Origin of the sequence: Prevotella sp. oral taxon 306 str. F0472, from assembly GCF_000257925.1 — a bacterium.
Classification (GTDB): Bacteria; Bacteroidota; Bacteroidia; order Bacteroidales; family Bacteroidaceae; genus Prevotella; species Prevotella vespertina.
On sequence record NZ_AJIN01000014.1, the window covers coordinates 13,286 to 26,629 of the forward strand.

The 13,344-nt window shown below is 34.4% G+C and carries 14 protein-coding genes; 1 reads left to right on the forward strand and 13 read right to left on the reverse strand.

Annotated features, from left to right (window positions below; all coding sequences use genetic code 11):
- Nucleotides 1–358 precede the first annotated feature (358 nt).
- Nucleotides 359–748 (reverse strand): plasmid mobilization relaxosome protein MobC, encoded by a 390-nt coding sequence (locus tag HMPREF9969_RS02245; RefSeq protein WP_018911175.1) that lies wholly within the window; start codon nt 746–748, stop codon nt 359–361.
- Between the two features lie 185 nt (nt 749–933).
- Here HMPREF9969_RS02245 and HMPREF9969_RS02250 point away from each other — a divergent pair, with 185 nt between their 5' ends.
- Complete coding sequence (locus HMPREF9969_RS02250; RefSeq protein ID WP_009434297.1) at nt 934–2,535, forward strand: relaxase/mobilization nuclease domain-containing protein; 1,602 nt, start codon at nt 934–936, stop codon at nt 2,533–2,535.
- Nucleotides 2,536–2,539: 4 nt separating this feature from the next.
- On the opposite strand, the gene HMPREF9969_RS02255 is transcribed toward HMPREF9969_RS02250, so the two are convergent.
- The 12 genes from HMPREF9969_RS02255 to HMPREF9969_RS02310 all read right to left on the reverse strand — a co-directional run bounded on the left by HMPREF9969_RS02255 (nt 2,540) and on the right by HMPREF9969_RS02310 (nt 13,162).
- Entirely contained in the window at nt 2,540–3,337 is a 798-nt protein-coding gene (locus tag HMPREF9969_RS02255; protein WP_232212636.1) for a hypothetical protein, read from the reverse strand.
- Between the two features lie 215 nt (nt 3,338–3,552).
- Nucleotides 3,553–4,716 (reverse strand): hypothetical protein, encoded by a 1,164-nt coding sequence (locus HMPREF9969_RS02260; RefSeq protein ID WP_009434271.1) that lies wholly within the window; start codon nt 4,714–4,716, stop codon nt 3,553–3,555.
- Complete coding sequence (locus HMPREF9969_RS02265) at nt 4,716–5,219, reverse strand: hypothetical protein (protein ID WP_009434257.1); 504 nt, start codon at nt 5,217–5,219, stop codon at nt 4,716–4,718. Before HMPREF9969_RS02265 ends, HMPREF9969_RS02260 begins: the two co-directional genes overlap by 1 nt.
- A 5-nt stretch (nt 5,220–5,224) precedes the next feature.
- On the reverse strand, nt 5,225–5,521 hold the full coding sequence (locus HMPREF9969_RS02270) for an HU family DNA-binding protein (protein ID WP_009434266.1): 297 nt from the start codon (nt 5,519–5,521) through the stop codon (nt 5,225–5,227).
- 9 nt (nt 5,522–5,530) lie between these two features.
- Nucleotides 5,531–6,358, reverse strand: coding sequence for a topoisomerase (locus tag HMPREF9969_RS02275; protein ID WP_036894701.1), 828 nt, complete (start codon nt 6,356–6,358; stop codon nt 5,531–5,533).
- Nucleotides 6,359–6,383: 25 nt separating this feature from the next.
- Entirely contained in the window at nt 6,384–7,157 is a 774-nt protein-coding gene (locus HMPREF9969_RS02280; RefSeq protein WP_009434285.1) for a hypothetical protein, read from the reverse strand.
- Nucleotides 7,138–7,617, reverse strand: coding sequence for a PH domain-containing protein (locus tag HMPREF9969_RS02285; protein WP_024985819.1), 480 nt, complete (start codon nt 7,615–7,617; stop codon nt 7,138–7,140). Before HMPREF9969_RS02285 ends, HMPREF9969_RS02280 begins: the two co-directional genes overlap by 20 nt.
- A 7-nt stretch (nt 7,618–7,624) precedes the next feature.
- Nucleotides 7,625–8,824, reverse strand: a complete 1,200-nt coding sequence (locus HMPREF9969_RS02290; protein WP_009434289.1) for a DUF3991 domain-containing protein — start codon at nt 8,822–8,824, stop codon at nt 7,625–7,627.
- A gap of 7 nt (nt 8,825–8,831) precedes the next feature.
- Nucleotides 8,832–10,532 carry an ArdC family protein gene (locus tag HMPREF9969_RS02295; RefSeq protein WP_009434278.1) on the reverse strand — a complete coding sequence of 567 codons (1,701 nt, stop codon included), beginning with the start codon at nt 10,530–10,532 and terminating at the stop codon, nt 8,832–8,834.
- Between the two features lie 5 nt (nt 10,533–10,537).
- Complete coding sequence (locus HMPREF9969_RS02300; RefSeq protein ID WP_009434277.1) at nt 10,538–10,744, reverse strand: hypothetical protein; 207 nt, start codon at nt 10,742–10,744, stop codon at nt 10,538–10,540.
- Nucleotides 10,745–10,835: 91 nt separating this feature from the next.
- Entirely contained in the window at nt 10,836–12,677 is a 1,842-nt protein-coding gene (locus HMPREF9969_RS02305; protein WP_036894704.1) for a DNA mismatch repair protein MutS, read from the reverse strand.
- Entirely contained in the window at nt 12,662–13,162 is a 501-nt protein-coding gene (locus tag HMPREF9969_RS02310) for a hypothetical protein (protein ID WP_009434259.1), read from the reverse strand. The genes HMPREF9969_RS02305 and HMPREF9969_RS02310 overlap by 16 nt, the downstream gene beginning before the upstream one ends.
- Nucleotides 13,163–13,344: the final 182 nt, after the last annotated feature.

Below are 13,344 nucleotides of genomic sequence, written 5' to 3' on the forward strand. Positions count from 1 at the left end.
TAGAATATCGGATAATAGGTATAAAGTAATAATAGAATAAAGCTATATAATAATATTAGCATAGTTTATTATTATCACATTATAATCATAAACTACTTATCATTTTAGTATATTAGTATAATGTAATACAATTATACTGATAATAAATATTATTATCATGATGTTAAATAGAAAAGAAAAATCATTTAAATGGTTTATTAGTATGGTTTATACTTGGTAAAAGTGTTGATTTCAATCGGAAGCAAGTTGTACCTTTATGCACCTATTTTTCAAATTGGAGCATAAAGGTTACTTGCCCACAGAAGTGGGAAAATATACTGTCGCAACTCCAGTATAAGAACAAAGAGGAATAAGAATTTTATAGTTTGAGCAATTTTTTAAAGATTGCTGATTGCTGTTTTTTCACATCATTTGTTAGCTCCTGCAATACTTTTACTTGAGGGAGAAATACATTTTCATAATAATCCTTGTCTAATTCGCCAATATAAATAAGTTCATTTGCACGCTTAGTTATTTGATTTAAGTTACCTCCTTGCTTAGAAAGTTCAGTAGAAAATTTGGATATAAGTATAGATAATTCGGTCAAAGATTTAATCCATCCTTTTGTTTTTGTGTCATCTAATTGAGATACGGCAGCTCTAATCATTGCAGACATATTGCTATAATTAGTGGCTTTCTTCTTAAATAATTCTAACTCACTATCATTTAGATTGAGAGGAACTCTGTTAATTCTTTTATCTTTCTTCATTGTTATTTCTTTGATAATTACATAAGTAAAGATACAAAATTCCATCCAAATTAAATTATTTTCTTTACCTTTGTATCATCACTTCAAGAGGCTTTAATATAATTGCTGATATTGCTGACAGTAGTCTTCACAGTACCTTTTAACATATGTCTTTAAGTGAGTATAAGTATAATCAAAGGGTAATTATGATTGCAACTATTTTAAGGTCAAGTTCAAGTTTTAATGCAGTAGAATATAATGAGGCAAAAGTCTCAAAGGGAGTGGCAGAGCTTATTGAAATTAAGAATTTCGATCTTCTTCAAAATACAGGTAATGTAACAGCTTCTAATTTACAGGAATATCTTATTAATTATTCTTCGCAAAACGACAACATAAAAAAGCCACAATTTCATCTTGCAATATCATGTAAGAAAGATGAATGTGATTATGATGAGTTGGTTAGGATTGCACACCAATATCTCAAAGAAATGGGTTATGGTGAAGAGGGGCAACCTCTTTTAATCTATGCACATTATGATACAAGTAATCACCATATCCACATTGTGACAAGTAGAATTAATCCCCAAGGAAAGAAGATAGATCATGATAATGAAAGATTAAGGTCACAAGCTGTTATAAATAAAATAATGGGGGTTAAGCCCAAGCAAGATGTAAAAAGCATAGTACAACGGTCTTTAGGTTACTCATACGAGAACCTAGGACAGTTTCAGGCAATTCTTGAATCGAATGGATACGAGAGCTATACAGAGGGAGACAATCTGAATATAAAGAAGGGAGGAACTGTAATCGAAAATATATTGATTGCAAAGATAGAAAAACATACGCAGAAACGTTCTAAAGAGGAAACGCAAAAGAGACGTATGCAATTAAAAGCTATATTGCTTAAATATAGAGATATTACATCAAATAAGGAAGAACTCAATGCTGTTCTTAAAAAGAAGTTTGGTGTTAGTTTAGTTTTCATGGGGAAGAAGGATACACCTTATGGATATATCATAGTAGATCATAAAGAAAAAGCCACCTATAAGGGTAAAGACGTATTAGGTATAAAGGATTTACTTCGCTTTAAGAAAGAGGCTGTAACAGAAGAAAATAAGGACGAAATAGCAACTTTCATACATAATCTTCTGGAGGAAAACAAGAGGCAAACAATAGCTGAGCTGAATGAGAAATTATGGAGAAAATATAAAGTTAATGTTTATCATGATGGTTTTGTGCGAGATAGACATTACAAGATGGTTTCACAAGTAAATGCTAAGGACTTTGAAACTTTAAGATATAATTTTAAAGTACAATGGATTCAGTCGTTTAATCCTTCAACCGAGGAAGAACGAGCTATTCTATGTAAGTTTGGGCATATTGAAGATGTAAATGACATTCTAATAAAGGAAAATAATGATGTGGATAAGATAAACTCAACAATTAACCATATCAAGAGTATCGTAGATTCAGAGAAAACAGATTCTATATACAAGGAACTTAATAGGACAAAGATAGTTATTATTAGAAAAGAAGATACTTTACACGCAATTGATATAGGAGCTTCTACTATCGTAAATCTAAATGAAACAGATATTGATATAACTAATCTTAAACGGCATAGTTCTGTTGGAGTAAATGCTTCTGTTGGCATTATAACAAATAGAGACAGTGGGCAAACGCAGATAGCGAAAGTTGAGAGCTTGTTAAACTCTAAAGATACTGGACATCATTCTAATAGAGAGTGGGAAGTTGGTGGCTCTGATAATTGGGACGATATAGATGATGAAAGAAAATTGCGTCAATAAGTTATCACCATGTGGTGATTTTTTGTTCTCTCTCTGTCGGTTTGAAGTATTTTTCTAAATTTGAATATGACAACTCCTTTTCATTAAGAAAAGAGATAGATACTGTACCATTACTTGATATACCCAGAACTATTTCCATACCATTTGATTGCCATTTTGCTCTTGGAAGGGAAGCGCCTGAATTGCACAAGGAGTACCATTGTGCATTATACTTTTGAGACGTATTATTTTGCTTTTGAGAGAGTTTCTTAATTTCATATTCTTCGATTGGTTTCCCATATTTCTCAGAGAGATATATAAACAAATTGTTTGCTTGATTTATGAGCTTATTGTGAAGGGCTACATTTGATATATCAAACACAGCACGATTTTTAGGTAAATCCATAGTAGAAAGGAAATTAGGCATATAACACATCATACTCTCATCCGATGGGAGAGAGTTGATAGTTATAGACATCAGTTTACCATCAAGGAAGTATGAATCTCCTGTAAAAAACACAGGTGAACTGTTACTGCTGTATTGCTCGAAATCCATTGCACGTACATCATGACAAGATGAAACATCTGTACAATCCATATTGAACTTAATACCATTAATCAATATTAAGTGTCGAACAATTCCAATAGAGTCTTTCATGGAACACTCTTCTTTCATCTTGCTTGCCTGATTATAGTGTTCTTCATAGGTCATATCTAACCTATAATATCCTAAAATCGGATATTGAGAGAGGAGAGTATCTGTTTCCTGAGAATGTACAGATAAGGTAATAAATAATGAGAATACTATTAATAGACAACGCATATTCTTTATATTTTATGGTTTATTTAATAATAACGGTATGATAAACATTTTATTACCCACTATCAATTATTTCACTATTTTATTTACGATACACTTAGTCTACCTTTGTACTACTATTACTTTTGTATCCTGTATAAATAGAAATTATACATATTAGTATAAACATGCAATATAGACAAATTAGTCCAAATAAATATAGTCTTTTCATCTACTCTTTAAGTAAGTTGATATATTATATCATCATATGTTTGATGAACGATAGCAGATAAAACTGCTTCTTTTTCTTCACAAGAAGGCAATCTGAAATAATAGCCACCAACAACACTTGATATTTGTTGTTCAGGAAGTGAATAACCATTAAAAACAGCTGAAATTGTAAAATCCCCATTCATATGTTTGCGTATTATAGTATCTATATACGATATTTCTTTCTTATATCTAATATTTAGAAAACTTTCTTTAAGTCCCAGACTATACAATGGAACGCCTTCCGAATAAGAGATAATAGAAATATTATTTTGTTGCTTACAGAGTTTGATAATTTGTGTTGGATTAATTATCACACATATATTTCCTCTCACTCCTAATGTCTTTATATCATACAGATAGGCATTGTTTAATAAGTTATGTACAGCAATTGCATCATCATCGAACGTCAAGTAATAATCCGTGCATTTCACGCAGACTATATTCCCGTTATGAATTTCAGACTTCTTTTTTAAAAATAAATTATGCAATATTGAATTTTTTGACTGCTGAGTTTTCACGGCAATATTATAATGTTGTACCATATATAGAATATATGTATATTGCTCTTGAAATAAAACCTTTAAAGATTCCAATATAGTTTTCTCAGTTTTACTAAAATTCCATTCATATTCATTCGCTAAGGTGACTGTCTCATAGTTATCTATTAATACAGAAATATTATTCCTATCTATGTGGAGTGAAGAAAGGCGAAGTGTCCTTATAAAGCTCATGCCCTCCACAGAAAGATTTTTAGCAACAATAGGGTAGTCTATACTCTTCTCTGTGGAATTAATTCGCAAATAGTCCAACGATTGTTGTAACTCGGCAACTGTTGAAAGTATATCATTATGATAGATAATACTATCATATTTCACTATGTTATATTTCATGGACTCCAATACCTTTATACCATACTGATTAATAATCATAAAGGAATATATAGTATTATCGTCCTCGAAGTCAATTAACTCCCAACCCATCTTTATATACAACATGTCAGCCTCATTATTGATAGCGACACAGCATACACCAATATTAAAAAGCACAAGTGCCTTCTGCTCTATAATCAGATTAGAATGACACTTGTATAAGCTTTTAATAAGATTTGTAAAATCTTTCTTTAAATCCATTATGGCAAAGGTATTTCAAAAGTTTTAATTACATTCTTACCATCTTTATCAAAAAAGACCCATCGTTCAGCACGATATTTTAGTCCGTCTTTATCGACGCATTCATAATCAATTTTGACTTTCCACCCTGACCATTGTCCTTTTGGTACATTTTTGAAAATCATGTTTTGAACTTCTGTTGCAGCATTCATTTGACGACGCATCAAACCAATAGTATATGCATCGCTATTAGAAATATCACTAATATCTTTTGTCTTAGCCATGAGTTGTTTAGTAACAACAGCCATAACCTTCAACATACCAGTGATTTCATTGCGAGTGAAATAGGTAACTCCAAAAGCTGAGTCAGGTTGTGAATGGGCAATTATCTTTAATTGCTTTGGATAATCAAGTGATGCTTCAAGATTCTCTTTGGCTCTGTGTGTCATTTCGGACTTAGAAGACCGACATGAAACTATCATAGTTGCAGCCAAAAGGATAATTAATATTGGTAACTTCTTCATTGAATTTAATATTTTATATGATACAGGAATATGTTCTTAGAGGGCTTAAAACGGACAATTTGATGCTTTGGAACAATAACTGGTGTATTGTGTGGTGGTGGAGGAGTAACTGTGCGTTCCTCTATTGTCCTTACACAAAAACTACCGAAGTTATCTAAAGATACTCTTTTACCTTCATCTAACGCTTCACTTGTTGCTCCCAAAAGAGCTTGTAAACTCTTTCGTAAAGTTTCTTGTGATAAACCAGAACGAGTCTTTGCAAGACGAATAAGTTCATTTAATGTAATTGTTCTTTTTTCCATATACTATCTTTATTTATTTGAAACTATTTGTATTTCGTTATGACTTCCTAACTGTAAATTAAGTGCAAGTATGTGACCATACTTATCAAAAGCTGTGAAAGGCTTTTGTAAGTGACCATTGGAGAGAAGTTCTTTTGCATCTTGCAAATTAACTTTGTGTCCATAATAATGCTTCCATATTTTGAAGTTACAACCATGTTTATAGTTTGAACAGTTGAAAGCAGTTGTACCAACAAGAATATCACCTCCACATTCTGGACACTTGCCAACAAATGATGTCAGTTCAACCTCTCCATGTGAGCCTCTCGACAAATAGGCACAAAACCACTTTCCTTGCTTATTATAAAACCCATCAAGTATGTCTCCTCTTCCATTGCAGAAGGCTTCTGCTTCGTCTGGAGATATAAATCTATTACAGATGAAATTTGAAATATGAAAGGTACAAGTCGAATTTACATTAATACTATTCTCACACGCATATCCAAAGCGAGTTAATACAATCTTACCACCACAGTCAGGACACATAGCATTGAGTGTTATCTTTTTTGTTTCTACACTATATCCTTTATCCTTAACAATAGTAAGGTGTCCCCTATATGAAAAACCTCTTTGATCAGATAAAGTCAGTTCCTCTGTTCTACCATTCTGTATCAGTTGGTGTATTATCGAATCTGTAATTTCGACACCATGCAAATGTAATGGCAGCGAAAAGCGACAAGATTTCCCATTACCTGATGGCTTTAGTTTGTTCGTACACACATAATCCTTGTTAGTCTTAATAATATGTCCTTCACCACATACAGGACACAATCCTAAACCTCTTTCTATTTTTTCCATTAAAGTACCACTAAATAGGATATGATTATTCTAAATTGAAATTATATTTTCGTAAGTTGTAGTTCCAGTCAGAAACGACACCTTCTACAATGTTTTTTCCTGACATTACAGCAGCCCATCCTTCTGGATCAAGTTTGAAAAACAAATCTCTCCAACGCATAGTTTGGATTTCCCATGCAAGAAGATATAGCGATGTGTTGATGTTTTCTAACTTGCTTAATACAGTATTACAGATGTAATAGCGTTCTGCTGAGTTAAGTAGGTTTACCTTATGTTTCTTATCTATTATATTTCCATTCTCATCAAACTCTTTAGTATTGTACGTACCACTGGTAACGAGCTGCTCTAAGAAAGGATATAAACTCATCATTTCTGTTGTCATGTTAGTAAGTTCACTACCAACCACAGTAGAAAGGAAAGTTCCTTGAAAGCCACCAATGCGAATAGCCTTACGAACATTCCCAATATTAGCAGGAATATCTTTTGCTACTAATTCACCAGCTCGTTTGATTTGGTAAAGGTTTTGAAAAGCTCCTTGTACATTTGCCATATATCCAAGTACTTTATCTTCTACCTTATGCATTTTGTCTAATGCTACTGTCACAGCTGCTTCTGCTGCTATAATCTTCTTTTGAGTTTTATCACGTTTAGAATAAATACTTTGAAGAGTTGTCATTTGAAGGGTTATAGCACTTGTTAAAGCTGGATCTACTTGTATTACAGAAGCAGATATAGTTGTTCTATTGAGACATAGAAAAATAGCAATAATAGCTATTGCTTTATTGATTTGTAATTTCATATATTCTTTTGTCTTGTTTACATTTTTCTACTCGATTACGAATTATCTGTACCAAAGGGAGAGTAGTCTTTACTCCATATATGCTCATTAAACTATCAGTTTTGTCTGTTGAGATTATGCTGATAGTCTTAACTTTCCATATCTTTTGCCAGAAAGTTTGTGACTCTCTATAATCCACAACACGGTAAAGTTCAATATAGTCCGTATGTCGTGAGAAAACACCTTGAATACGGCTCAAAGTAGAATTACCAACAATCCATATAACAGCTGTAAGCATAATGTATCTGACTATGAGAACAACTGCCAATATCAAAGAACAAAAAGAAATACCTATTTGTATATATTGGCTATCTATTACCCTTGACAAAGGCATAGCAACAATGCTTATGAAGAAAAGACAGCATATCCCTAAGTTTTCAGCAAGGAACTCTCTATAGTTTGGCTTTATTGATATATCCATAATACATTTACATCTTAATTCCTCCAGTCCTTCTTTCACGAAGATTTTCGTCTCGCTCATACTTGTTTTTTGAAAGTATTATAGTGGAGGGCTTATTCTGAATAACATCATTCCAGTCTTTGAAGGCTGCAGGAGCCTTTTCTATTCCGTATTCTCGTTTAAAAGGAATAATAGAGCGCAAACTATGTAAGTTGGCAGTTTCTGCATCAAGGATATGAGTTACTCCATTATAGTTTACATCTATCATTTTATCATGCAGATTGATTGAAAGAGGTACTTTCTCAACAACACCAACCATTCGCATTCCATAAATACGACCAGGAATGTCATTGTCAAAGCAATCTACAGCACGGGCATGTGAATAATAGTTCATTATTCCTGCAACCTGTTGATTAGAGAATGTTCCACCAATAGATACAAAGACAGACTTGTCTAATTCGCCCTGTAGTTTTGCTTTGTTTGCTTGATAGAAAGCCATGATATCATAAGCACTTTCTGCGAAAAATACGTGTTTTATATCTTGTGGATTGTTGTTTTTGGAGAAATCAACAATCCATGCAGCCGTAGTAGAGTTTGTTCCAGTTGCTTTTCGTTTGAAACTCCCATAACCACGTATCTCATAGCCTTCAATTTTATCACTTCCTGGTTGTTTATAAGGAAAACCTATATTGAAAAAATCCTTCTCAATTCGATTGTCCTTAATCTGCTGAATCCAAGGAGCAAATGTTTCAACAGTTTCTCGCTTTATACTTCGTTGTTTGAAGATGTATTGAGTCTTATCAAGATTCTGCATGATAGGTTCTGTCTGATAAAGTTTAGGGTCAAATTTCTTACTATCATTACTTAATTGCGCATAAGGACGAGGGACTTTTTCTTCAATAGGCTCGTTTGCAAACTTTGCCATTACTTTACTGATTAAATCCCAGTTGTTACGTCCCGATATGCCAAAAGAACCAGCATTCTCTTGAATGAAATTAATCACATCGCCACGTTGCCCATTACGACGAAAGAATGTTTGTTGTGCCTTGTCATTTAAATGACTAACAATAATCGTATCTTTCTTTCCGCCAGCACCATCAGGAAGAACAAACTCTACATATCTTCCGAGTCCAGCCTTCCTATCCACTTGATAACCTAAGCTGTAAGCTACGTCATCAATTCCAACCTTTGACTTCAAAGCTTTGAAGTCTACTTGATATTCCTTCATAAGCTTATCATATCTTTAATCCTTGTGAAACATGCTGTGATACTCTTGGCATGGATAATTCTTCTCCATAATGCTTTTTTACAATATCAGAAAGCATCTTATCTTTTTGAGAATTATCATCGATTTTGAGGTAGGTAACAGCTGTTTTGTTATCTATAGGCTTAGGCTCTAATTCTTGACCATCTACAGATGCACGAACGACATAATTACCTGCTGGTTGCTTATATATCCCTGCTGTAATTGAAGATTTTTCGGAATTGCTACGATCTATATGCTGTGAGTTGATATCAGCATAGACGAGTGAAGCTATAAGATCAACATTTTCACCTTTATGCAGTATACTTGGATAACCATTGTTGCGTAAAGTTTCTTTTTCCGTTGAAACATTACTTAACCATGTTTGCAAGGTAGCAGGAATATCCTTTTGGTTCAATTCGCTCATTTTATCATTATTCTTGAAAAGAAAACGATACCCATTTTCGTCCTCTAATATGCGAGCATCAGTAATGTGGGAAGTTAATTTAGAAGCAGCCTCATGTAGACGCTCAGTATATGCTTTTACGTCTTTATCGGTGTATGCTCTATCTGTTTCCATAATATTCCACTTGGGAATTATGGATTCAGTGGGAACCTGCTCTAACTGCTTTTCTTCTTGCTTATTATTCAATATAGGTTTTTCGCCTAAGGCAAGTTTTTGCTCATCAATTTTTTCAAGAATAAGATTTGAAGCCTTATTCACGTCTGCCATCACAGACATGATAAATCGAGGCTCTTCACGAAGTGTATGAAGCCAACCGTCAATATAAGCTGCACTATTATCAGTAATTCGTTTATCAAAGCCCATAGTATTACCAACCATTGCCGCTGACAGCTCTGCAACAAGCTCTTCTTTTGCATATTTAGGATCTCCATAGCGTCCTTCCATATTTCTATTCAGACGCTCAGCTGTTCCTGTAGAGTGTGTCATTTCATGCAAAGCAGTAGAGTAATACTCCATACCATCCTTGTAAATATCACTTTCTGTTTTTCCTATCTTGAATTGCTCTTTTTGTGGAATTACAATAAAATCATGAGTGGGGTTAAAGAAAGCTCCAGCTGATGGTTTATCGCAGTGAATTTTACATAACCATTCCTGATGCTCAAACATTCTATCAAGTGCAGCATTCTTATACATTCCTTGTGTGTCTGCAACTTTAGGGGACTGGAACTGTGCGACAAGTTTATCGTATTTTTCTTTATTGACCTCTTTCATGTTAGTTTGGTCAATATTGTAGACACGGAAGGAGCGAAGGAAGGGACGAGCTTCGCAGTGCTCTCGTTCTTCTTTCGACATACTTCTATAATCAGTCAAAGAGACTTTCTTCCCTTCTGCATCTTTGATATTCCAGTCCCAATACACTACAGGCATAGCTTTCGCACCTTTATTAAGGCGCAAACCTTCTTTTTCTTTCTGTAGAAAAGTAAGATATATAGGAGCTGCATAGTTATTCATTGCGGTGTGCATGAATAGGAATAAAGAATTTGTACCCGAATAAGTTCTACCATTCATATTCTGTGGCATTCCTTGGTATCCATTTCCTCCAATCCACCCTTTCTTCCATTCACTTGCCTTAACTTCTTCAAGACGAGAGATAATCATTGCTGCAAATGCTTCTACAGCCTTATCACTGGAGCTTTGCGAATTGCTTTTATTGTATTGGTATGCCATAGTCCTTACATAAGAAATTCTTGATTATCAAAGAAAGAGGCATCTGTTTGTTCAAGGAATAACTCTGCATTATCCTCATCAGCTTCTGCACCTCTGTCATTAAGCCAAAGCTTGTAGCTCTCTCCATACTCACTTTGCAGGAGAAACTCTACCCATCCTATTCGTCCTTCCTGCTTAAGCTGTTCTAACTCTTCAAAAGATTTTATTTCCATATTGTTTATTGTAATTTTGAAGTTTGTCACACCTCACTTTGTAGTGAGGTTGTGGCAATTTGATTTTAAGTTTCTTTGCGATTGCTTACGTTTATATTTTTAAGCCTTGTGATCGTTCTAAGGGCTTACTTCGAGACAAGTCCTTAATATCCTCGGTCAAATACTTTGCCGCCAGTTGTTCTCTTGTAGCTGTCTTAGACTTAAAGAGGGAGTAGAGGTCATTACTTGAAACTTTACGTTCAGGAGTCTGTCCTTTATCTCCTAAACTGGCAGAAATTAGCCAGTCGCCTTCAGGAACTTTCCGAACACGAACTTCTTGTACTGGTATGTTTTCTGGTAATTTGTATTTCTCATACGCAGACTTTAGATGAAGCTGTTCACCAACTACCTTTTCTGCTATTTGTCCTTTACTTTGTGTTCTATCAAAGTAGGCATCTAATTGGTCATGACTTAAAGGTGTAGCATGGAAACGCTTATTACCCATTTCGGCATACAAGAGATATTTTCCGAAATGCGATTTATTTTTATCAAGTTGTTTATATACTCTGACCTTTGTTAGTTCGTTCCCATCGGAAAGTCTGAGACTATCAAAGTCTTCTTTACTCAACTGCTTTGCCATCTTAGTTGGATAATATTTTTCAAACATATCCTTTACAGATAGTTCTTGCTTCATAAAGGCTTCTACATCCTGTGACTTAACTGCTTTTGGATGTAAACCAACACCATCAAGGCGAGCATAGAAGAAGTATTTGCCTTCCTGTTTCGGTGATTCATAAAGATTTGCAGATGTAACTTTCTGACCATTCTCTGTAATAAGCTGTGGAGCAGTAGCTTTCTTTACTTCGTTAACAAGATAGTCATAAAATTCAGGACGTATATTTTCGGGATGATAGTATCTACGCTTTTGAGCATCATCACCTGGAACTGAACCTGCAAAAGAAATGTTGTCATTCCAAGCATATACACGACTTAGAGATATACCCTTATCTTCTCCAGTACCTGCAACAACACCCTTTTGAGTTCCAAAATCAGGAAGAACCACCATTCTTGTGGTGCCCATGGCAGCTTTAATATCATCTATAAATTTTTGTTGCTGAGCCGATGTCACACTTATTGTATCTGATACTTTTTGAGAACTTTGTTGTCTATCAAGCTTTATATCTTCCTCATGTCTTTTACTTGGATTTTCTTGCTTTCTCTGTACCATTTCTAAATGATCGACAATTGCAACACGTTCACCAGCTTTAATCAACATTGGAAGATATTTATCGAGGGCATTGTTAGGGAAGCCGATTACTTGTGTTCCATTTTTCTGCATTGTTAAGTCAATGCCAAGGTATTTCGAAGCTTTCACTGCATCTTCTTTGTATGATTCATAAAAATCACCAACTCGGAAAAGAAGTAAAGCGTCTGGGTGTTGCTCTTTCAATGAATTATACTGCTTTATGATAGGTGACACCGAGGCGTTATCAGATAGCTTTTGTGCATGATGTTCATTTGACTGATAGAGTAGTTTTACATCATTGGTTGCGTTTTCGGGCAATCCATGACGTTCTATGTTTTTCTTTACTTCCTGTTCTTGAACTTTTCGGAAAACCTCATAAGAACCTCCTTCTGTGTTGTTGTACACAACTGCATATTTTTTATTTTCACGCAAAAGCTCGTCTCCTTTTTTCTGTAATGGAGACTTAAAGATGTTATCTAATGTTATGGCATTGCCTTGGTCATAACTTGTAACTGTAGTAAGCAGTTTGTTTAAATGACCTCTTTTGTGCATTGCACTGATGTCCTTCGCATCCTCTCCAGCTTGTAGATGTACAACCGAGAAATAAAAGACTTCTGATTTCTTTGCAGTCTTTTTATCAGAAAGGCTCTCTGAATCTCTCCGAACGGCTTTTTCCTGCTCCACCAACGGTTTTACTTTTTCTTCCATAAGAATGATTGTTTATTATGTGTAGTTGAAAGAATCCTCCATTCGCAGCGCACAAGTATATCTATCATATCCTGCCAGTTCAGCCACGATGTGGACATATTCTTCCCATTCTGTTTCTTTGAAATTTTGAAAAGCCCAGTATTAGAATCATAGCTTTCAATAGAAAGCAAATAGTTGCCGTTTTGAATATTTACATTAGCATACAAATTACCAACAAGTGCTTGTAAACCACTATCAGGTCTTAACTTATAATTACGGCACTGTGCAGGAGAAAGTAAATGATCAAAAACGACTTGCCCAAATATAGTTCCTGAGTCTTGATGACGTACGAAACCAAATTCGGGCTGTGTATCTCTACCATATGGACGTGCCATAAGGGTATAGATATATTCTTGCTTATCAGAAATACCTTTAAACTTCTGATAAGACTTTAATTTATATAATGATTGTTCCCCTGCGACAGGAGATAAGTCTTCTCTGGGCATAAAACAAAATCTTATGCTCCTTGAACAACAGTCTTTAAAACTGGGGAAATATATTAAAGACTACCGAGAAGACTACTGTCAGCTAATTCGGTAATTGTATTAAAGTGTCCCTATCAAGGGTGAATTAATTATTATCTTAATCCTTAATAAAATATAGGACTATACTTGTGTTAGTAACAGGA

Bases quoted from the DNA above. Each gene is read 5' to 3' on its own strand.
- HMPREF9969_RS02260 (WP_009434271.1), bottom strand. From the start codon at position 4,716: ATGGATTTAAAGAAAGATTTTACAAATCTTATTAAAAGCTTATACAAG.
- HMPREF9969_RS02280 (WP_009434285.1), bottom strand. From the start codon at position 7,157: ATGAAATTACAAATCAATAAAGCAATAGCTATTATTGCTATTTTTCTA.
- HMPREF9969_RS02250 (WP_009434297.1), top strand. From the start codon at position 934: ATGATTGCAACTATTTTAAGGTCAAGTTCAAGTTTTAATGCAGTAGAA.
- HMPREF9969_RS02255 (WP_232212636.1), bottom strand. From the start codon at position 3,337: ATGCGTTGTCTATTAATAGTATTCTCATTATTTATTACCTTATCTGTA.
- HMPREF9969_RS02305 (WP_036894704.1), bottom strand. From the start codon at position 12,677: ATGGAAGAAAAAGTAAAACCGTTGGTGGAGCAGGAAAAAGCCGTTCGG.
- HMPREF9969_RS02270 (WP_009434266.1), bottom strand. From the start codon at position 5,521: ATGGAAAAAAGAACAATTACATTAAATGAACTTATTCGTCTTGCAAAG.
- HMPREF9969_RS02275 (WP_036894701.1), bottom strand. From the start codon at position 6,358: ATGGAAAAAATAGAAAGAGGTTTAGGATTGTGTCCTGTATGTGGTGAA.
- HMPREF9969_RS02285 (WP_024985819.1), bottom strand. From the start codon at position 7,617: ATGGATATATCAATAAAGCCAAACTATAGAGAGTTCCTTGCTGAAAAC.
- HMPREF9969_RS02300 (WP_009434277.1), bottom strand. From the start codon at position 10,744: ATGGAAATAAAATCTTTTGAAGAGTTAGAACAGCTTAAGCAGGAAGGA.
- HMPREF9969_RS02295 (WP_009434278.1), bottom strand. From the start codon at position 10,532: ATGGCATACCAATACAATAAAAGCAATTCGCAAAGCTCCAGTGATAAG.
- HMPREF9969_RS02290 (WP_009434289.1), bottom strand. From the start codon at position 8,824: ATGAAGGAATATCAAGTAGACTTCAAAGCTTTGAAGTCAAAGGTTGGA.
- HMPREF9969_RS02245 (WP_018911175.1), bottom strand. From the start codon at position 748: ATGAAGAAAGATAAAAGAATTAACAGAGTTCCTCTCAATCTAAATGAT.
- HMPREF9969_RS02310 (WP_009434259.1), bottom strand. From the start codon at position 13,162: ATGCCCAGAGAAGACTTATCTCCTGTCGCAGGGGAACAATCATTATAT.
- HMPREF9969_RS02265 (WP_009434257.1), bottom strand. From the start codon at position 5,219: ATGAAGAAGTTACCAATATTAATTATCCTTTTGGCTGCAACTATGATA.